The sequence below is a fragment of the Bradyrhizobium sp. 164 genome (assembly GCF_023073715.1).
Lineage (GTDB): Bacteria > Pseudomonadota > Alphaproteobacteria > Rhizobiales > Xanthobacteraceae > Bradyrhizobium.
The window spans coordinates 46,450-65,738 of sequence record NZ_JADPKA010000095.1 but is presented as its reverse complement, the minus strand read 5'-3'; the positions used below and the strand labels follow the sequence as shown (position 1 = coordinate 65,738).

Annotated in this window: 16 protein-coding genes and 2 pseudogenes; 10 read left to right on the top strand and 8 right to left on the bottom strand. The window is 64.8% G+C overall.

Annotated features, from left to right (window positions below; genetic code table 11):
• The first annotated feature begins 2 nt into the window (after positions 1-2).
• From cysT to IVB01_RS28755, 6 genes are all read left to right on the top strand, one after another.
• Positions 3-839, top strand: coding sequence for a sulfate ABC transporter permease subunit CysT (gene cysT / locus IVB01_RS28780; protein ID WP_346015508.1), 837 nt, complete (start codon positions 3-5; stop codon positions 837-839).
• A gap of 9 nt (positions 840-848) precedes the next feature.
• Positions 849-1,760, top strand: coding sequence for a sulfate ABC transporter permease subunit CysW (gene cysW / locus IVB01_RS28775; RefSeq protein ID WP_247277799.1), 912 nt, complete (start codon positions 849-851; stop codon positions 1,758-1,760).
• Complete coding sequence (locus IVB01_RS28770; RefSeq protein WP_247277798.1) at positions 1,750-2,787, top strand: sulfate ABC transporter ATP-binding protein; 1,038 nt, start codon at positions 1,750-1,752, stop codon at positions 2,785-2,787. Before cysW ends, IVB01_RS28770 begins: the two co-directional genes overlap by 11 nt.
• Before the next feature lie 89 nt (positions 2,788-2,876).
• The gene (locus tag IVB01_RS28765) at positions 2,877-3,380 is read left to right on the top strand and encodes a CAP domain-containing protein (protein WP_247277797.1); all 504 of its coding nucleotides are present in this window, start codon (positions 2,877-2,879) and stop codon (positions 3,378-3,380) included.
• A 77-nt stretch (positions 3,381-3,457) separates the two neighbouring features.
• On the top strand, positions 3,458-4,633 hold the full coding sequence (locus tag IVB01_RS28760; RefSeq protein WP_247277796.1) for a DUF3734 domain-containing protein: 1,176 nt from the start codon (positions 3,458-3,460) through the stop codon (positions 4,631-4,633).
• Position 4,634: 1 nt separating this feature from the next.
• Positions 4,635-5,423, top strand: a complete 789-nt coding sequence (locus IVB01_RS28755; protein WP_247277795.1) for a 3-hydroxybutyrate dehydrogenase — start codon at positions 4,635-4,637, stop codon at positions 5,421-5,423.
• Positions 5,424-5,642: 219 nt separating this feature from the next.
• On the opposite strand, the gene IVB01_RS28750 is transcribed toward IVB01_RS28755, so the two are convergent.
• The 3 genes from IVB01_RS28750 to IVB01_RS28740 form a co-directional block, all read right to left on the bottom strand.
• A complete protein-coding gene (locus tag IVB01_RS28750; protein WP_247277794.1) occupies positions 5,643-6,467 on the bottom strand; it encodes a sulfite exporter TauE/SafE family protein in 825 nt (274 codons plus the stop codon).
• Positions 6,468-6,652: 185 nt separating this feature from the next.
• Positions 6,653-8,020 carry a flippase gene (locus tag IVB01_RS28745; protein ID WP_247277793.1) on the bottom strand — a complete coding sequence of 456 codons (1,368 nt, stop codon included), beginning with the start codon at positions 8,018-8,020 and terminating at the stop codon, positions 6,653-6,655.
• 247 nt (positions 8,021-8,267) lie between these two features.
• Positions 8,268-9,107 (bottom strand): protein-disulfide reductase DsbD domain-containing protein, encoded by an 840-nt coding sequence (locus tag IVB01_RS28740; RefSeq protein WP_247277792.1) that lies wholly within the window; start codon positions 9,105-9,107, stop codon positions 8,268-8,270.
• 141 nt (positions 9,108-9,248) lie between these two features.
• On the opposite strand from IVB01_RS28740, the gene IVB01_RS28735 reads away from it, so the two are divergent.
• A complete protein-coding gene (locus IVB01_RS28735; protein WP_247277791.1) occupies positions 9,249-9,893 on the top strand; it encodes a YqgE/AlgH family protein in 645 nt (214 codons plus the stop codon).
• A gap of 161 nt (positions 9,894-10,054) precedes the next feature.
• Here the strand turns inward: IVB01_RS28735 and IVB01_RS28730 are convergent.
• Positions 10,055-10,941, bottom strand: a pseudogene (locus IVB01_RS28730) (TauD/TfdA family dioxygenase).
• Between the two features lie 98 nt (positions 10,942-11,039).
• Positions 11,040-11,819, bottom strand: coding sequence for an SDR family NAD(P)-dependent oxidoreductase (locus IVB01_RS28725; RefSeq protein WP_247277789.1), 780 nt, complete (start codon positions 11,817-11,819; stop codon positions 11,040-11,042).
• Between the two features lie 97 nt (positions 11,820-11,916).
• Here IVB01_RS28725 and IVB01_RS28720 point away from each other — a divergent pair, with 97 nt between their 5' ends.
• Both IVB01_RS28720 and IVB01_RS28715 read left to right on the top strand, forming a co-directional pair.
• A complete protein-coding gene (locus IVB01_RS28720; protein WP_247417957.1) occupies positions 11,917-12,654 on the top strand; it encodes an SDR family oxidoreductase in 738 nt (245 codons plus the stop codon).
• Positions 12,655-12,718: 64 nt separating this feature from the next.
• Positions 12,719-13,087, top strand: coding sequence for a CsbD family protein (locus IVB01_RS28715; RefSeq protein WP_247277787.1), 369 nt, complete (start codon positions 12,719-12,721; stop codon positions 13,085-13,087).
• A 74-nt stretch (positions 13,088-13,161) separates the two neighbouring features.
• Here the strand turns inward: IVB01_RS28715 and IVB01_RS28710 are convergent, their stop codons facing one another.
• Positions 13,162-14,856 carry an SGNH family hydrolase gene (locus IVB01_RS28710; RefSeq protein ID WP_247277786.1) on the bottom strand — a complete coding sequence of 565 codons (1,695 nt, stop codon included), beginning with the start codon at positions 14,854-14,856 and terminating at the stop codon, positions 13,162-13,164.
• A 170-nt stretch (positions 14,857-15,026) separates the two neighbouring features.
• Positions 15,027-16,424 carry a lytic murein transglycosylase gene (locus IVB01_RS28705; protein WP_247495117.1) on the bottom strand — a complete coding sequence of 466 codons (1,398 nt, stop codon included), beginning with the start codon at positions 16,422-16,424 and terminating at the stop codon, positions 15,027-15,029.
• A 200-nt stretch (positions 16,425-16,624) separates the two neighbouring features.
• Between IVB01_RS28705 and galU the strand changes: the two genes are divergently transcribed.
• Positions 16,625-17,500, top strand: a complete 876-nt coding sequence (gene galU, locus IVB01_RS28700; RefSeq protein WP_247277785.1) for a UTP--glucose-1-phosphate uridylyltransferase GalU — start codon at positions 16,625-16,627, stop codon at positions 17,498-17,500.
• A 172-nt stretch (positions 17,501-17,672) separates the two neighbouring features.
• Here galU and IVB01_RS28695 read toward each other — a convergent pair.
• A pseudogene (locus IVB01_RS28695) lies at positions 17,673-19,167 on the bottom strand (sensor domain-containing diguanylate cyclase).
• Between the last annotated feature and the right edge of the window lie 122 nt (positions 19,168-19,289).

Genomic DNA, 19,289 nt, shown 5'->3' with positions numbered 1-19,289 from the left:
TGGTGAGCGCACTCGCAGCAAGACGCCGGACATTGCCGGGCTTCGGTCTCACCATGGGGCTGACGCTTTCCTGGCTGTCCGTCATCATCCTGATTCCGCTCGCCGGTCTGTTCCTGAGGTCGCTCGAGCTGAGCCCGGAACAGTTCTGGAATATCCTTTCCAGTCGCCGCACGCTGAACGCGCTCCGCGTCTCCTTCGGCCTCGCCTTTGCGGCCGCCTGCGTCAATCTCGTCATGGGCAGCATCATCGTCTGGGCGCTGGTGCGCTACCGCTTTCCCGGCCGGCGGCTGTTCGATGCCATTGTCGACGTGCCCTTCGCGCTGCCGACTGCGGTCGCCGGCGTCGCGTTGACCGCGCTGTTCGCCGAGAAGGGCTGGCTCGGTGGCCCGCTCGCGGCGCTCGGCATCAAGGTCGCATTCACGCCGGTCGGCATCTTCGTCGCCATGATCTTCATCGGCATTCCCTTCGTGGTGCGCACGGTGCAGCCGGTGCTCCAGGATCTCGACCCCGAGATCGAGGAGGCCGCGGGCAGTCTGGGCGCCAGCCGCTGGCAAACCATCATCCGCGTGATCCTGCCGTCACTCGCACCGGCGCTGCTCACGGGCCTTGCGCTCGCCTTCGCGCGTGCGGTGGGCGAATACGGCTCGGTGATCTTCATCGCCGGCAATCTGCCTAACATCTCCGAGATCGCGCCGCTCTTGATCGTGATCCGGCTCTCCGAATTCCGCTACGCGGATGCGACTGCGATCGCGGTGGTCATGCTCGTCGTCTCCTTCGTCATCATCTTCGCTGTGAACCGGCTCCAGCGCTGGGCACAGAGCCGGATTCCGGAGCGCTAAGGGCCGACCATGACGATGCAGATTGCAGATTCGGTCTCTCTCCCGGCCCCCGACGCCAAGGCACGTGCCCATGCGGCTGCCGCGCGCGACAGCCTTCGCACCGAGCCAAAGGCGGTGCGCATCACCATCATCGCGCTGGCGATGACCTTCCTCACCGTCTTCGTCGTGCTGCCGTTGGTCGTGGTGTTCGCACAGGCGCTCTCGAAGGGGGTCATCGCCTATCTCACTGCGCTCGCCGAACCGGAAGCGCTGGCCGCGATCAGGCTGACGCTGCTGGTCGCCGCGATTTCAGTGGGCCTCAATCTCGTGTTCGGCCTCGTCGCCGCCTGGGCCATCGCCAAGTTCGATTTCAAGGGCAAGACCTTTCTGATTACGCTGATCGACCTGCCGTTCTCCGTCAGCCCGGTGATCTCGGGCCTCGTCTTCGTGCTGCTGTTCGGCGCGCAGGGCTATTTCGGCAGCTGGCTGCGTGAGCACGACATCCAGATCCTGTTCGCGGTGCCCGGCATTGCGCTCGCCACCACCTTCGTGACCTTCCCATTCGTGGCGCGCGCACTGATCCCCCTGATGCAGGAGCAGGGCACGCAGGAGGAGGAGGCCGCGATCTCGCTCGGCGCCTCGGGTCTGCAAACCTTCTTCCGGGTCACGCTGCCCAACATCAAATGGGGCGTGCTCTACGGCGTCCTGCTCTGCAACGCCCGCGCGATGGGCGAGTTCGGCGCTGTCTCGGTCGTCTCCGGACATATCCGCGGCGAGACCAACACCATGCCGCTCTTGGTCGAGATCCTCTACAACGAGTACCAGTTCGTCGCCGCGTTTGCGATCGCCTCGCTGCTGGCGATGCTGGCGCTGATCACGCTGATCGCAAAAACTGTTCTCGAACGTCACCTGAACGAAGGACACGAGCCCCGTGACCATTGAAGTCAAGAATCTCGTCAAGAAGTTCGGCAGCTTTAAAGCCCTCGACGGCGTGGATCTTAAGGTCGACAACGGCGAGCTGCTGGCGCTGCTCGGCCCCTCCGGCTCCGGCAAAACCACGCTGCTGCGGATCATCGCCGGCCTCGACTGGCCCGACGCTGGCGACGTCTCCTTCAACGGCGAGGACGCGCTGGCGCAGGGCGCGCGCGAACGGCATGTCGGCTTCGTGTTCCAGCACTATGCGCTGTTCCGCCACATGACGGTGTTCGAGAACGTCGCCTTCGGCCTGCGCGTGCAGCCGCGCGCGGTTCGCAAGGACGAGGCCACGATCCGTACGCGGGTGAAGGAGCTGCTCGATCTCGTGCAGCTCGACTGGCTTGCCGACCGCTATCCGAGCCAACTCTCCGGCGGTCAGCGCCAGCGCATCGCGCTCGCCCGCGCGCTCGCAATCGAGCCGCGCATCCTGTTGCTCGACGAACCCTTCGGCGCGCTCGATGCCAAGGTGCGCAAAGAGCTGCGCCGATGGCTGCGCTCACTGCATCATGAGATCAACGTCACCTCGATCTTCGTCACCCATGACCAGGAAGAGGCGCTGGAAGTCGCCAACCGCGTCGTTGTGATGGACAAGGGCAGAATCGAGCAGATCGGCTCGCCCGACGACGTCTACGAAAGTCCGGCGACCGCCTTCGTCCACGGCTTCATCGGCGAATCCATCGAGCTGCCGATCCAGGTCGAGGGCGGCGTGATCAGGCTCGGCGACCGGCCGCTGCGGCTTGCCGCGGACGGGCTTGCGCCTGGCGCGTCAAAACTGTTCGTGCGGCGACACGACATGCTGGTGGGCCCGCCCGGCAGCGGCGCCTTCGAGGGCGCGATTCGGCATGTCCGCAATTTCGGTCCCGTGCAGCGCGCCGAGGTCGCGCTATCAGGTGGCGAGACCATCGAGATCGACGCCCCCCGCGACAAGGAACTGCGCGCCGGCGACACGATTGGGCTGGAGCCGCGCCGCTACCGCATATTTGCGGGCGCTTGAGCCGCCTCGTCGGGTCAAATTTTCCTCAAAATTCACCTTTCAGCCACGGTTGATATGCAACAACGGCCCCTCATTTGGGGGCCTGATTGATGCGCGCTGCGGCCGCAATATCCATCACTTTGCTTCTAGCCGGCTGCGCCGGCAACGAAGCGCCGGTCCAGCAGCCGTCCATGTATACCGACATGGCGGTCCCGGGCGCCAAGCTCGATGCGCAGGCTGCCGCCGTGATGATCTCGCAATATCGCCAGAACAACGGGCTCAGCACCGTCGTGATCGATCCCGATCTGATGCGGCTCGCCGAATCCCAGTCCCAGGCTATGGCGGCCGCCAACAAGATGGACCATGACGTTCGCGCGCCACTCGCCAAGCGGCTCGCCGCCGGCGGCTATCCCGCGACCGTGGCGGTCGAGAACGTCTCGGCCGGCTATCATACGCTCGCCGAAGCGTTTTCCGGCTGGCGCGACTCGCCACCCCACCGCGCCAACATGCTCAAAAGCGGTGTCACAAAACTTGGCATCGCAGCGGGCTATGCTCCCGGCACCAAATACAAGGTGTTCTGGACCATGATCTTGGCTTCGGCGGACCCTCGATAAGCCAGACTTGATCCCGGATGCATTGACGCCGCGGCGCAGTGTCGCCACGGTGGCTTGCCTTTTGCTATTGTTCCCTCATGACAGATCATCGTCCTGATACCGCCAGCATCCCCGCGAATGCGCAACGCGTCCTGGTCCTCCAGGGCGGTGGCGCGCTCGGCTCGTATCAGGCCGGCGCCTGCCAGGCGCTATGCGGCTACGGCTTCGAGCCGGAATGGGTCGCCGGCATCTCGATCGGTGCTATCAACGCAGCCATCATCGCCGGCAATGAGGGCCATACCCGCGTCAAGCGGTTGAAGGAATTCTGGGAGATGGTGTCGGCGCCGGTGCCGTGGAAGCCGATCGGCAAGAGCGATCGCAGCCGCGAGCTGTTCAATTCGACGAGCGCAGCGCTGATCGCGACCTTCGGCGTGCCCGGCTTCTTCGTACCCCGCGTTCCGCCGGCGCCGCTCTGGCCACCGGGGCACCCCGAGGCGGAAAGCTATTACGACACCGCGCCGCTCAAGAAAACGCTGGAGCGTCTGGTCGATTTCGACCGCATCAACGATCTGAAGACGCGCTTGTCCGTCGGCGCGGTCGGCGTCACCTCCGGCAACTTCAAATATTTCGACAATTACGCGTTCAAGAAGCTCGGCAAGACCATCGGGCCCGAGCACATCATGGCCTCCGGCGCGCTGCCGCCGGGCTTTCCGTCCGTCGTGATCGAGGGCGAGCATTACTGGGACGGCGGCATCGCCTCCAACACGCCGCTCGACTACGTGCTCGATGCCGAGGTCGACCGCGACATGCTGATCTTCCAGGTCGACCTGTTTTCCGCGCGCGGCGATCTGCCGACCTCGCTGCTCGAAGCCGCCGAGCGCGAGAAAGACATCCGCTATTCCAGCCGCACGCGGATGAACACCGACAAGAACAAGCAGCTGCACAACGCCCGCAGGGCCGTGCGAGATCTCATCAGCAAGTTGCCGGATTACCTGAAGAACGATCCGTCCGTCGAATTCCTCGCGAAAGCCTCGCGCGAAAGCACCGTCACGGTGGTGCATCTGATCTATCGCAGCAAGAACTACGAATCCTCGTCCAAGGATTACGACTTCTCGCATGTCGCCATGGTCGAGCATTGGGAAGCCGGGGTGCGCGACGTGCATCTGTCGATGCGCCACAAGGATTGGCTCGATAAGCCGCAGTCCGGCGAGACCATGGTGACCTACGATCTCACGGGGGACGTCACCGCACCCCCGGCAAAAAGGAGCGAATAGAATGGGTAGTCTGTCAGGCAAGAACGCGGTCGTGACCGGGTCGACCAGCGGCATCGGGCTCGCTTACGCACGCGCCTTCGCCGCCGCCGGCGCCAACGTGGTCATCAACGGCTTCGGCTCGCCCGAGGACATCGAGAAGGAGCGCACCAAGATCGAATCCGAGTTCAAGGTCAAGGTGATCTACTCGCCCGCCGACATGACCAAGCCCGCCGAGATCGCCGGGATGATCGCGCTGGGCGAGAAGACGTTTGGCTCGGTCGACATTCTCGTCAACAATGCCGGCATCCAGTTCGTCTCGCCGATCGAGGAGTTTCCGCTCGAGAAGTGGGACCAGATCATCGCCATCAACCTGTCGTCGGCCTTCCATGCCATCCGTGCCGCCGTGCCCGGCATGAAGAAGAAGGGCTGGGGCCGCATCATCAACACGGCGTCTGCACACTCACTCGTCGCCTCGCCCTTCAAATCGGCTTACGTGTCGGCCAAGCACGGCATCGCCGGTCTCACCAAAACCGTGGCGCTGGAGGTCGCGACCCACAAGATCACCTGCAACTGCATCAGCCCGGGCTATGTCTGGACGCCGCTGGTGGAGAAGCAGATCCCCGACACGATGAAGGCGCGCAATCTGACGCGCGAGCAGGTTATCAACGACGTGCTGCTCGACGCGCAGCCGACCAAGGAGTTCGTCACCTCCGAGCAGGTTGCCGCGCTCGCCCTGTTCCTGTGCAGCGACGATGCCGCGCAGATCACCGGCAGCAATCTGTCGATCGACGGCGGCTGGACGGCGGAGTAGTTCGCGCGGTTCAGCTAGCTCGCTGTCATGCCCCGGCTTGCCGCCTTCGCTAAAGCTCCGGCGGGCCGAGTACCCTTGTGGCCCCGGCGTAGCCTTGGCGGAGACGGGACCGGGGCATCAAGTACGCCGCGGCTTATCGATTCAATCACAGCTTTCTCGGAATACTGGATCGCCCGGTCAAGCCGGGCGATAACACTGAGAGTGGGGCGCGGTCTCTGGCTAATGCGTCCACGCTAGCGCCGTCACGATCGCCGACGACAAATTCAATTCCGCGAACATGATCTTGCCGGCGACCACGAACAGCACGCTCGCCAGCGTCAGGCGCAGCACCGTCTCGGGCACGCGCGTTGCGCTAAAACTGCCGACGATGATGCCGGGCAGCGAGCCCAGCAGCAGCACGCCCATCAGCGCCCAGTCGACGTCACCGAGCGCCCAGTGTCCGATGCCGGCAACCAGCGTCAGCGGCACCGCATGGGCGATGTCGGAGCCGACGATGCTCGCCATCGGCAGGCGCGGATAGAGCAGCAGGAGCACAGTGACGCCGACTGCGCCGGCGCCGACCGACGAGATCGAGACCAGCACGCCGAGCACGATTCCGGTGATCACGGTCGCGATCGCGGTGGTGCGCTCGTCGACCTGCTCGAGGCGTTTGCGGTAGCGATCCATGATCGCCTTGCGGAAGATCAGCGACGTCGCAGTCAGGATCAGCGCGAAGCACAGCACGAGATTGACGAGGCTACGCTCGGAATCGCTTCTGAGGTCGAGCTTCCACAGCACCAGCAGCGTCACCGCGCTCGCTGGAATGCTGCCGCAGGCGAGTCGCAGCACCGCCGGCCAGTGCACGCTACGCGACCAGCCATGCACCACGCTGCCGCCGGTCTTGGTGGCGGCGGCATAGAGCAGGTCGGTCCCGACCGCCGTGGAGGGATGAATGCCGAACAACAGGATCAGCAGCGGCGTCATCAACGAACCGCCGCCAACGCCGGTCATGCCGACGAGCAAGCCGACGCCGAATCCAGAGGCGACGTAGAGTGGATCAAACATGTCAGGGGAATCTTAGGTGGATCTCGTCGGTTGAGCAACACGACGTAGAATGAAATTCCTCCCGCATGCAACTGCCTGGGTCCAATAAGAAAAATCATGCTGCGGACGGCAAATCGGTAGGAATTTCGCTTCGTTCCCATGCATGCTGCGAACGCGCCGTTCCCCAGGAGCAGGGTCGCGGGTCGCTATTTGCCAAACGCCAGCACGTGCAGGCCGAGGCGCTGCCGCACGATCCAGAACAGGAGCACCGTCTCGAAGGTGAGCGAGATCGAGGTCGCGGCCGCGGCGCCGTGGCCGCCGTAGCGCGGTACCAGCGCGATGCAGAGCACGACGTTCATCACGAAAGCCAGCGCATAAGCGAGCGCGCAGATCTTCTGCTGGCCCAGCATGTTGAGCAGCCGCTCCACCGGCCCGATTGCGGAGCGCACCACCAGCCCGATCGCGGCGACGAACATGATATCGTAGCCAACGGTGAATTGCGGCCCGAACAGCCAGAGCAGCGGCTTGCCGAACGCAAGCAGCACGATGGTCGCCGCCAGCGACGGCCAGAACGTCCAGCTGATGGCGTGCGTCACATAGGCAGACAGCCGCGCCTTGTCGCCGCTTGCGTTGTATTCGGCGAAGCGATGCGCCGTCGTCGCCGACATCGCGTAGTGGATGAAGGAAACCAGCGCCAGGGTCTTCACCACGGCGAAATAGACGCCGACCTCGTCAGAGGAGCGGAACTGCTGGAGCACCAGCACGTCGGTGTAGGACAGCAGCAGGTAGAAGCTCTCGACCAGCAGGATCGGCAGCGAGACGGCCAGCCAGCCGCCGATGTCGTAGGCCTTGGGGCCCGGCTCGATGTGATCGGCGAGCTTGCGGTTCAGCACCAGCATCTGCCCGGCCATCGCGATCCACACCGCACCTAGGCTCGCGACCATCGCAGCGACTGCGCCGAGATGATAGCCGAGCAGGAAGGCGCACGCCGTGATGCCGATGATCAGCGCCTGTCGGATGATGAATTGCGGCATCAGGCCGAGCTGCATCCAGTCGTGCGAGCGCGCGATGCCGTCCTGGGTGTTGGCGACGACGAAGGCCGGCAGCGTCATGCAGCCGATATAGAGCGGCAGCACCTCGGCCGGATCGATCCAGGGTGACAGCAGCCTGACGATGCCGGCAAGACCGAGCGACACCAGCGCCGAGACGATAAAGGTGAGCCAGCGGCTGCCGGAGAGAAAGCCGCGCAGCAACGCGTGCGCGCCGCTGGCGCGGTACTCCGGAATGATCTTTTGCGCGGAAGCGGAGATGCCGAAATCCATCATGCTGCCGAGCAGCAGCACCCAGGTCCAGACATAGACATAGATGCCGTAGTCGGACGTGCCCATCCAGCGCGCGAGCAGAATCTGCGAGACATAGGCGAGGCCTGCACTGATGAGGCGGATGACGAAGATGATGGCGGCCAGCCGCCGCGTCAGCGAGGCCTCGCTCGAGCCGCCCGTCAGCGTGCCGCGCAGCCGCGCGATCAACCCGGCTGGTCCGGTCGTTGCGGGTTGTGCATCCATCACGGCCAATTCGAGTTCCCCGTCCGCATACTGCGGCAGGCCCGGGAATTAGCAACCACTCGTTAAGATTCGGTTGGGTGGGCGTGCTGTAGAAACCGCAACGTCGTCCCGGCGAAGGCCAGGACCCGTTGCCCCAGGGAGAAGTTGGACGAAGGCTCGGGGCGACGAGTTCGCGCCACCACTACTCCCTGGGGTAGTGGGTCCGCGCTCCGATTCGCTGCGCTTGTCCCGGACCACGGCTCGGGTTGGGACGACGCTACTCCAAGTTCGTATTGAACTCGTACGACCTGTCCGGTCCCACCAGCGTGAACTTCAGCGCCGCACCGTCGGGCTTGGCGCCCGGCGGCAGCCCCTCGAGCTCGAAGGAAAATCGCTTCACGTCCGGCGGGCTGTGATGGACCGGGGCCGGAATCGGCAGCGCCCAATCGGGTGTCGGCCCTTCCACGAACAGATTGATGTTGCGCGCGTCCGCCGGCGCGACCACGTCGACGACCACCTTGTTGCCCTCGCGCTTGACGTCGCGGATGGTAAGCGGATTGGGATCGCCGATATTGGCCGGCTTGGGCACGGTGTCCAGCGCCGCGCGCAGATTGGCGTCCTCGGTCGAGGCGACGCTGTTGAAGCCGAGTTCGGCGCGGGCTTCGACGGGAATGCAGAGCTTCTCGCACACCGCATAGTTGATCTCGGCGCGCAAGGTCACCGGCTTGTCGGCGGCCTTGGCGACGATGCGCAGGGGCAGCACGATCTGGTCGCGGTAGCCGATCGAATGGCCGCCCGCGCCGTCGTCGAACTTCAGCGGCGCCGGCCACATCACGGTCACCGCTTCGACATTGTCCGACTTGGAGAAGTCGAACCGCGGCGGAACGCCGGAGTCGCCGGGCACGCGCCAGTAGGTCTTCCATCCCGGTTGGAGCTGGAACGCGATACCGCCAAGCAGGACAGCGCCGCTGCGCGAGCCCGCAACCAGCCGCACTGCGGAATGTCCGTCGCGCTGCCACGGCGAAGCGTCGTCGGCACGGGCTGCGGATGCCAGCGACGCTGCGATCAGGGTTGTCGCGACGCCAATCGCCGCACGCAGGGGAACTATGCTGGTCATGGCACGTCTTTACAGGGGCGCCCTAGGGCAAACCATTGAATTGCTTGTGATGGATGCATCTGAACCAGGTCTCTGCAAGCCTTGATTTGACAGCGGCCGGGCCCGACATCAGGATAGGAATTGAAACCGGAGTGCTTCACCATGGCTCCTACAGGCAAGAGGACGGGCGACAGCACCCGCAGCGCAGGCCCCGCGCTCCCCAATTCGGCCGGTTATCTCGACGGCCGGCTCCTGATTGCAATGCCCGTGATGGGCGATCCCCGTTTCGAGCGCTCCGTGATCTATCTCTGCGCCCATTCCGCCGAAGGCGCGATGGGAATCATTGTCAATCATCCCGCGGGCTCCATCGATTTCCCCGAGCTCCTGATGCAGCTCGGCATCATCAAGAAGGGCGAGCACATCAAGCTGCCGGAAAATGCCGAAAGCATGAAGGTGCTGCGCGGCGGTCCTGTCGACACCGGCCGTGGTTTCGTGCTGCATTCCAGCGACTTCTACATCGAGAATGCGACGCTGCGGATCGACGATGGCGTCTGCCTCACCGCGACCGTCGACATCCTGCGCGCGATCGCCAACGGCTCCGGCCCCAAGCACGCCATCCTCGCGCTCGGCTATGCCGGCTGGGCGCCGGGCCAGCTCGAAACCGAGATCCAGAGCAACGGCTGGCTGCATTGCGACGCGGACGCGGATCTGATCTTCGGCGACGACGTCGACGACAAATACAACCGCGCTTTGCAGAAAATCGGCATTGATCCCGGCATGCTCTCCAACGAGGCCGGGCACGCGTAGTTGTTAGCCGTCGTCCGGTGTCGTACGTCACCCTCGCTGTCATGCCCCGGCTTGATCGGGGCATGCAGTACGCCGCAGCCTATCGGCGCGATCACAACCGTCTCGGAGTACTGGATCGCCCGGATCAAGCCGGGCGATGACCACGCATCGTGAATGACGCGCTACTCCGCCGCCTGCTGCTGTACCGTTGGCTCGGTGCCCGCCACCGTTGCGCGGCGCATGTCGCGCGGTTGCGACTGGTCGTAGCGGCGGACGCGGTGCATGGTCTGGCGGTTGTCCCACATCACGAGGTCATGCAGCTTCCATTTGTGGACGTAGACGAACTCTGCTTGCGTCGCGTGCTCGGTGAGATCGCGCAGCAATAGACGGCCCTCCGGCACGCTCATGCCGACGACCTTGCCGGCATGCGATGAGAGGTACAGCGATTTGCGGCGATGCACCGGGTGCGTGCGCACCAGACGTTGCAGCACCGGCTTGAACATCTCCTTTTCCTCGTCGGTGTATTCGGTGAAGCCGAGCGAGCCGCGCGAATACATCAGCGAGTGCTCGCAGACGAGGTCCTCGATCTCAACCTTGGTCTCGTCGTCGAGCGCGTCATAGGCCGCGCGCATATCGGCGAATTCGGTGTTGCCACCCTTCGGGTTCACCACGCGCGCGGACAGCAGCGAGAATTTTGCCGGGATGGGACGGAACGAGCTGTCGGAATGCCAGAGGCAGTTGCCGAGATGGAACAGATGCGCGCGGCTGTCTTTCGCCAGCGGCTTGCCGTCCTTGCCGAGATTGCTGACATCGTTCAGGCCGGATTGCAGCCGATAGTCCTTCTCCTTGGTGACGGTGCCGCCGCGCGCATCCTCGCGCTGGCCGAAATTCAGCGCGAACGCCATCTGCTGCTCGTCGGTGATGTCCTGATCGTGGAAGACCAGCACCGCATATTTGTCCATCGGGCCTCGACTTCGCGCGCCTCATCCGCCGTGAGTGGCTTGCGCAAATCGAGGCCCGAAACCTCGCCGACAAAATGCTTCTGAAGCTGCCGGATGGCGATCGTCATGGCGATTTCTCCCGCATCTGTGAGCAGTTTTCCCGCTCCGTTTGCGAAAAAAAATGCCTCCCGCGCCCGGCGATGTCAACGCGCCGCGCGCATGGCTCTTACGCGTTCCGGGCCATCAGGCCGCCGTCGACCGGGATCACCGCACCGGTGATGAAGGAGGCGGCCGGCAGGCACAGGCTGAGCGTCACATGCGCGACCTCTTCGGGCTCGCCGTAACGGCCGAGTGCAGTGCGGCGCTTGGCGTAGATGGTCTTGTGCTCCTCCGAGATGCGATCGGTGATGGCCGTGCGGATCGGGCCGGGACAGATGCAGTTGACGGTGATGCCCTCGCGGCCGAGCTCCACCGCCAGCGAACGGGTGAGGCTCGCAACGCCGCCCTTCGCCGCCGAATAGGGGCTGTGCAGGGCAGTGGCGCCGAGCGCCTCGGTCGAGGCGATGTTGAGGATGCGCGGGCACTTCGACTTGCGCAAATGCGGCAGCGCGGCGCGGATCACGCGCGGATGCGCCGTCAGCATCACGGCGAGGCCTTTGGCCCATGCGTCCTCATAGGCCTCGTCATCGATCGCGACCCGCACTGAGATGCCCGCATTGTTGACGACGATGTCGAGCCCGCCGAAATGCGCCGCGACATCGCCGACCACGCGCTTGATCTCGTCGCCATCGGCAACATCGAGCTTCCACGCCCTCGCTGCTCCGCCGCTTGCCGCGATTTCCTTGGCAACCGCATGCGCGCCTTGCTCGTCATAATCGGTCAGGGCAACGTTCGCACCTTCGGTGGCGAACACGCGCGCGGTGGCGCGTCCCATGCCGCTGGCCGCGCCGGTGACGAGGACGGTCAGGCCCTTTACTGACCGGCTGAGCTGTTTGAATTCGGACATGCTGCTTCCTCGCGCCCTGCTTGTTCTTGTTATGATTGACAAGGCTGGCATCGATCCGCAGACAGGTCAAACAAGCAAAAACAAGCGGGAGGCCGCGATGGCAAACGAGCTCGATTTCTCAGGCAGGCAGGTGCTGGTGGTCGGCGGTTCCAGCGGTATCGGCAACGGCATTGCGCAAGCTTTTCGCGCCAGGGGTGCGCATGTCGCCGTCTGCGGCACGCGCGCTCGGCCCGAGGATTATTCGATTGAGGAAGGCTCTGATCTCACCGGCCTCGCCTTCGCTCAGCTCGACGTCAGCAATGCCGGGGCGATCGAGGCGTTCAAGCCACCCTTCGAGCGGCTCGACATCCTGGTGCTCGCGCAAGGCGCGGTGCTCTATCGCCGCGGCGAATTCGAGATGGCCGGCTTCCGCAAGGTCGTGGAGGTCAATCTGATGAGCCTGATGGCCTGCGCGACGCGGTTTCATTCCATGCTGCGGGATGCGAAGGGCGTGCTGATCATGGTGTCCTCGACCGCGGCCTATCATTCCACCATGGGCAATCCCGCCTACAACGCCTCGAAGACCGGCGCTGTCGGATTGACACGTACGCTGGGCGAGGCCTGGGCCGAGGACGGCATCCGCGTCAACGGCATCGCGCCCGGTCTGGTCGACACCAAGATGACGAAGGTGACCACCGACAATCCCAAGCGGCTCGAAGGCGCGCTCGCGCGCATCCCGCTCCGGCGATTGGGCACGCCGGCCGACATGGCGGGCGCGGCGCTGTTCCTGGCCTCGCCGCTGTCGTCCTACATCGTGGGGCAGACGCTGGTCGTCGATGGCGGCCTCATTCTGTAGGCCATGGCAAGGAACCGCGCTGCTTCTGATCGGTTACTTCGGCTGATCACCGAGGAGGATTATCATGGACGCGGATCGGATCATTGGATCAGCCAAGGAAATGGCAGGCGGCGTGGAAGGCACCGTGGGCGAGATGGCGGGCGACGCCAAAACGCAGGCCTCAGGCAAGGCACGGGAAGCCGCAGGCACGGTGCAGAACCTGTACGGCCAGGCGAAGGACGCGGCGCGCGAAGCTGCGGACACGGCCTCCAGCTACGCCAAGGATGCCTATGAGGCCAGCGGCGATACGTTCCGCGACGGCACGCAAGCCATCGCCCGCAAGGTGCAGGACAACCCGCTCGGCGCGCTGCTGACTGCGGCCGGCATCGGCTTCGCACTCGCGCTTCTGATGTCGCGCCCCGCCCGCCGTCCGCCGCCGCGCTGGCGCTATTAGGCTAACAGCTAGACCCGTCATCCGGGGCGCGCGCTCCGCGCGCCCGGAATGACGACTCAAATCAGAGATACGATTTACCGGATCGCTTCCGCCGCGCGCCCGACATTGCCCGGCGGCCGCGGGATCGCCGGATTCGGATTGCGGGAGCCTGGGGCTGGCGCCAGTTGACGCGGTGGCTGCGGAGAGCCAAAGCCGAAGAAATCCCGGAATGACGGCGCTGCCTGTGCCGGCTGCTGCGGCGGAAGCTGCTGCGGCTTCTTCGGCGCGAGCTTTGGCGGCGCGATTGCGGCGGCCGCCCCCGGTGAACCCTGAGCAGCGCTGCCGTCAGGCGTCGTCGTCGCCATCGGCGTATCGCCCTTGGCCTGCTCGCGTCCGACTTCGCGGCGCGGCCAGGCATAGTCGTCGGCGCGCCCGGCGGGGGCGCTCAGCGGCTCGCCTTTCACCATCGTCTTCGCAGCGAGCGCATCGACCGCGGCCGGACGCGAGCCTGGCCCGCCCAGCAATTGATCGGTCGAGATCGAGGCCGCGACCAGCGGCACGATCGGTCCGGCCAGCGGCCGCGGCGCGGGCTTGCCGGGCTCGGCGCTGGTGTCGGGCGTCGCCGGCTCGCTCGGCAGTGCGATCGGACCGGAGCGGCCCGCAAGCAGGCGCGTGATCTCGCGCTCGACATAGTGCGCGAGCTTGCGCGCGCCGGGTTTTGTGAAATAGACGCCGTCAGAGCTGCGGAGCTGACGAATTTGGCCTTCGAAGTCCGGACCCTTCTGAAGGAAGCGACCGGCCTCGTCGACAAAACCGTCCCAGACGTCGACATAGGTGATGCCGGCCTTGGCTGCGCCTTCACGGTAGAGCGAATCCAGGAACAGCATGTCCGCCGTACCCTTCTGCCCGCGGATGGCGGGAAGACCGACCCAGAGCACCGGCACGCCCTTGGCCTTGAGCACGTTGGCCAGTTCCTCGATTTTCTTGCCGTAGAGCTCGATCCAGCGCTCGTCGCGGAATTCGTAGAGACCATTCGGGTTGCGCGCCGTCTTCTCCGGCGCAGCGGCTGCCGGCGTATCGGCGTTGTCGGCGTCATCCTGCGGCAGGTCAGTATCCGCGGCGGGTTTGTCCTCAGGCTTGGCAGCGGTGTCGGGCTTGGCATCGCCGGGCTTGCCCGGTGGCTTGCCGCGCGCGCCCTTGTCGTTCTTCTTGTCCTTGTCAGAGGCCTTGTCCGACTTGTCGGCCACAGGCTCGCGGATCGCGATGCGGTCGTTGAGGCCGAGCATGACCACGATGATTTCGGGCTTCTCGGTCTCGAGGATGCCCTTCGCCGCAGCCGCCCAATCCGCGGGCTCGCCCTTCGGCTGGTACTTGATGAGGCCCGAGGTGGTCTTGTGCTTGCGGATCACGCCCATGTCGGGCTGCTCGGCGTAGGCGTCCTCGAGGCCATAGGCGAGCCAGTCGGCCATGGCGTCGCCGATCACCAGCACGTTCTTGTCGGGGATAGTGTCGCGCTTGGCCGGCGCCGGCGCGCGCGAAAAATCCTGGCGCGGCGCCTGCGGCTGTTGTTGCTGGAATGGTGCGAAGAAGTCGCCGCCGAACCAGCCGCCGCCACCTCCACCACGTGGTGGCGGTGGCGCCGCGCGCTGTGGCGGGCCGCCGAAGCCGGGGAAGTTGAAGAATTGCGCCGAGGCCGGGGCCGCGACGGACACCAGGATCGCAAGCGCCGTCCCCAGCGCGATCAATGGGCCGGTCTCGGTCAGCGCCTTGAACAGGGACTTCTTCGACATGCGATCTCGGGCACGCGCAATGGGATTGGAAGTGGCTCGAATATAATAACGGAATCAGGCGCCAAACGGGCAGATTCTGTTGCAGAATCTTCTGCCATACACCGGGGAACAGCCGCCCCGGTCAAGGCTGCCTGCCAAAATCCCTGTTCAGGGTTACTTTGGGCGCGATTTTACCGCCCGCGCAGCCGGTCCAGCACGTCGGAGGAGGCAAAACCGTCGGCCGGCACGCCGATTGAGGCCTGGAAATTGCGCAGGGCTTCCCGGGTCTGGCCGCCGAACTGGCCATCCGGGGTGCCCTTGTAGAAGCCGCGCTGGGCCAGCAGCTGCTGCAGCTCCAGCCGCTCGGTGCGCGACAGCTCCCGTTCCTGCCGCGGCCAGGGCTGCACGAAGGGGCCCCCGCCGCGCAAGCGGTCGGCGAAATGCCCGATCGCCAGCGCATAGGCCTCGGCCGGATTGTACTTCATGATGACGCGATAATTCTGCAGCATCAGGAAGCCTGGTCCTTGCGCGCCGGCCGGCGCGAGCAGATAGGCCTTCTCGGCCGGATGCGGGAAGGGCTGGTTGTTCGGGCGCTTCAGCCCGAGCTTCTCCCATTGGGCGATCGTAATCGCCTTGGCGCGGTCGGCCAGCATGTAGTTGAAGCCTTGCGGCACCACGACCTCGTAGCCCCAGGTCTGGCCGGCCTGCCAGCCGTCCTTCTTCAGATTGTTGGCGGTCGACGCGATCAGGTCGGTCGGATTGTCGACGACGTCGCGCCGCCCGTCGCCGTCGCCGTCGACGGCAAAGCGCTTGAATGCGGTCGGCATGAACTGGGTCGGGCCGAAGGCGCCGGCCCAGGAGCCGCGCAGCTGCTCAGGCCTGAGATCGCCGCGGTTGAGGATCTCCAGCGCGGAGAGGAATTCGTCCTTGAAATAGGTTTGGCGGCGGCCGATGCAGGCGAGCGTCGCGGTCGATTGCAGCACGCTGCGGTCGCCCATCTGCGTCGAGTAATTGGACTCGATGCCCCAGATCGAGGCGATGATGTAGCGGTCGACGCCGGTGGCCTTTTCGGTGGCGTCGAACTGCGCCTTGTATGTGGCGAGGATCTCGCGGCCCTTGGCGAGGCGGTTGTCGTTCACGAGAATGTCGAGGTAGTCCCAGATCGATTTGGTGAACTCCGGCTGCGAGTCCATCAGATCCATGATGCGCAAATCGGGGCTGAGGCCTGCGGTGAAGCGCTGGAAATTCTCCTGCGTGATGCTGCGGCGTGCGGCATCCGGCCACATCGCGGCGACACAATTGTTGAAATTGCCCGCGGCCTCGCGGATCGCAGCGGCCGTCATCAGCGGATGGCCGGAGGCGCCGTCCTCGCCGCTCCAAGGTTGAGCTCCAGTTTGTGCGCTGCCGGGGCCGGGCAAGGCTTGCGACGGCGCCGCGTTCGGGGCGGAGAAGATGCCGCCGAACAGGTTCGATAGGCCGTTCTGCGCCTGGGCGTGCGCGCATGCAGGCAGCAGCAAAGCCGCCGCAATCATCGTCGCGCCGGTCACGGACCCAGTCCGTCCTGCCAGTCGTGCCACTGATTGCATCATGTCCCACCCATCGGCCTGAAATTCCGCCATCAGGAGGCCTGGTAGGCGTTGCCAATAGCTTAACAAAGGTGAAATTTTGGTGACGGCCTTTTTCTTAACTCTGTCGGGGCGAGGCCCCACATCCGCCTTTGTTGGCGGCTGCAAACAGGCTAGCAAGATGCCATTGCTGTGTTCACGTCCTCAGGTATTCGATCGATCCCATGAAAATTCGCAAAGCCGTATTCCCCGTCGCCGGCCTCGGCACCCGCGTCCTGCCCGCCACCAAAGCGATGCCGAAGGAAATGCTGACCATCGTCGACAAGCCGCTGATCCAGTACGTCTATGACGAGGCGAAGGAGGCCGGCATCGAGCACTTCATCTTCGTCACCGGCCGCAACAAGAACGTCATCGAAGATCATTTCGACCGGATGTTCGAGCTCGACGCGACGCTGGAGGCGCGCGGCAAGACGGCCGAGCAGGAGATCCTGGCGCAGAACCAGCCGGACGCTGGCGCCGTCAGCTTCACGCGCCAGCAGGCGCCGCTCGGCCTCGGTCACGCGGTCTGGTGCGCGCGCGACATCGTCGGCAACGAGCCGTTTGCAGTCGTGCTGCCGGACGAGCTCGTGCTCAACACGCCGGGTTGCCTGAAGCAGATGATCGATATGGCATCGTCGCTCGGCGAGAAATCCAATCTCGTCGCGGTCGAGGCGGTGCCCGATCACCTGACGCATCAATACGGCATCTGCGGGGTCGGAAAGCGCAACGGCAAGATGTTCGAGGTCGACGGCATGGTCGAGAAGCCGGCCAAGGGCACCGCGCCCTCCAACCTCTCGATCACCGGCCGCTACATCCTCCAGCCCGAGATCTTCAAGATCCTCGAAACCCAGGAGCGCGGTGCCGGCGGGGAGATCCAGCTCACCGACGCCATGATCGGTCTTGCCAAGGCCCAGAAATTCTATGGCGTCGAGTTCGAGGGCGAGCGTCACGATTGCGGCTCCAAGCCCGGCTTCCTCCGCGCCAACATCGCCTACGGCATGAAGCGCCCGGAGCTGCGCGATGGGCTGATCGCGGAGATGAAGAAGTATCTGGGGCAGTAGCTCCTTCGCGTCGTCCTGGACAAGCGCTCCAGGACCATTACCCCGAGACGGTGTTTGGCGCAGGCGCGTGGTGATCAGCTCGTGCCACGACTCTTTTTGGGTAAGGGGGCCTGGCTTTAGCCGGGGACGACACCGAAATTAGGCACGCTGCTCGTCGCCGACGGCAGCCGTCTCACGCCACCAGCGACAACTGCGGCAAGCTCGCGACCACCGACTGGTTGCGCCCACCGGCCTTGGCGGCATAGAGCGCCTTGTCGGCGGCGGCGACCAGGACCGGCCAGTCCATGCCGGCACTGGGAACGAGGCTGGCGATGCCGCAGGAGACCGTTGTGCTCGCCTGATCGTCGGACCAGCCCTGCACCTTGAGCCGGATCGTCTCGGCGATCTTGTAGGCATCCGCGGCCGAAATGTTCGGCAGCAGTACGGCGAATTCTTCGCCGCCGTAGCGCGCGGCGCAGTCGCCGGCGCGGCTCACCGAGTCGGAAATGCAGATGGCGATGCCGACCAGCACCTGGTCGCCGGCCTGGTGACCGAACGTGTCATTGTAAGCCTTGAAGTGATCGGCATCGATCATCAACAGTGCGACCGGCGCCTTCTGGCGCATCGCGCGGCGCCATTCGACGTCGATGACGGAATCGAACTTGCGGCGGTTTTTCAGGCCGGTGAGCGCGTCCGTCGTCGCCATCTCCTCGAGCTTGTGCTCGGCCTCGGCACGTCGGCCAATCTCGCGCGCGAGCACCAGCGTCGAGGCCAGCATGCAGGATCAGCGCCAGGACCACGGCGCCGATGCGATAGGCTTCCCTCTGCCAGAGCTCGAACACGGCGGTCAGCGGCTTGCCCGCCACCACGAACAGCGGCCCGCTGTCGCCGCTTCGGGAATAGAGCCGCGGCGTCGCGTCTACCGGACCCTGGCCGGCATAGGACCCGCCGGCCTTGAGATTGTCGGCCTTCCAGCTCTGCTGCGTTCCGAGATTCTTGCCGATGACGTCGAGATCGAACGGCCGTCGCATCATGATGGTGCGGTCGCGCTTCAGCACGGTGATGCTGTCGTCGGGGTCGAGGTTCAGCCGCTCGAACAATTCGTGGAAATAGCTGAATCGGATCGAGCCGGCGACGACGCCCATGAAGCCGCCGTCGGTATCGCTGACGCGCCGGCTTAGCACGATGGAATAGGCGCCACGAAACAGCATGGGACGGCTGATGAAGAGCCCGATGTCCGGATTGTCGCGATGAACCCTGAAGTAATCTTCCTCGCTCCTGACCTCCGGCAGCGGGTCGAGGGTGGAGGCGTCGATGGTCAGCCGGCCCTCGGCATCGAACACCCGGATGGCGCCGAAATGCCTCGCGGTGGTCGCATGGTCGAACAGGATCAGATGACGGATCGGCTTCGAGACCGTCGCAAGCTCGGGCAGCAGCATGTTGGCGGCGACCGCCTTCAGCGACAGGTCATAAATCTCGATGTTGCGGCTGACGTCGGACTCGATGGTCGTCGCCAAATTCTCCAGGGTCTGGCGGGCGAGCGACTCCTCGCCGCGGCGCATGTCCAGCATCACATTGACGCAAATGGCGGAGAAGCCGATCACCGTCACCACGGACGAGATGATCAGCAGCTTCGCCGAAATCCGCCACGGCCGGCGGGCCGTGACTTCGCGCCATCGAGACAGCATCGCTTGCTCCCGATCCTAGTGGATGCGCCCGAAAGCTTGAGTAGTGTTTAAGGCAGGACGGCCTTGCCGCAATGAGTTAAGAATCGGTTTATGAGGCGCACGGTTTTGGGCAGCCTCATGCG

Bases quoted from the DNA above. Each gene is read 5' to 3' on its own strand.
- IVB01_RS28740 (WP_247277792.1), bottom strand. From the start codon at position 9,107: ATGACCAGCATAGTTCCCCTGCGTGCGGCGATTGGCGTCGCGACAACC.
- cysW (WP_247277799.1), top strand. From the start codon at position 849: ATGACGATGCAGATTGCAGATTCGGTCTCTCTCCCGGCCCCCGACGCC.
- IVB01_RS28755 (WP_247277795.1), top strand. From the start codon at position 4,635: ATGGGTAGTCTGTCAGGCAAGAACGCGGTCGTGACCGGGTCGACCAGC.
- IVB01_RS28705 (WP_247495117.1), bottom strand. From the start codon at position 16,424: ATGATGCAATCAGTGGCACGACTGGCAGGACGGACTGGGTCCGTGACC.
- IVB01_RS28750 (WP_247277794.1), bottom strand. From the start codon at position 6,467: ATGTTTGATCCACTCTACGTCGCCTCTGGATTCGGCGTCGGCTTGCTC.
- IVB01_RS28715 (WP_247277787.1), top strand. From the start codon at position 12,719: ATGGACGCGGATCGGATCATTGGATCAGCCAAGGAAATGGCAGGCGGC.
- IVB01_RS28735 (WP_247277791.1), top strand. From the start codon at position 9,249: ATGGCTCCTACAGGCAAGAGGACGGGCGACAGCACCCGCAGCGCAGGC.
- IVB01_RS28765 (WP_247277797.1), top strand. From the start codon at position 2,877: ATGCGCGCTGCGGCCGCAATATCCATCACTTTGCTTCTAGCCGGCTGC.
- IVB01_RS28760 (WP_247277796.1), top strand. From the start codon at position 3,458: ATGACAGATCATCGTCCTGATACCGCCAGCATCCCCGCGAATGCGCAA.
- IVB01_RS28720 (WP_247417957.1), top strand. From the start codon at position 11,917: ATGGCAAACGAGCTCGATTTCTCAGGCAGGCAGGTGCTGGTGGTCGGC.
- IVB01_RS28725 (WP_247277789.1), bottom strand. From the start codon at position 11,819: ATGTCCGAATTCAAACAGCTCAGCCGGTCAGTAAAGGGCCTGACCGTC.
- galU (WP_247277785.1), top strand. From the start codon at position 16,625: ATGAAAATTCGCAAAGCCGTATTCCCCGTCGCCGGCCTCGGCACCCGC.
- IVB01_RS28710 (WP_247277786.1), bottom strand. From the start codon at position 14,856: ATGTCGAAGAAGTCCCTGTTCAAGGCGCTGACCGAGACCGGCCCATTG.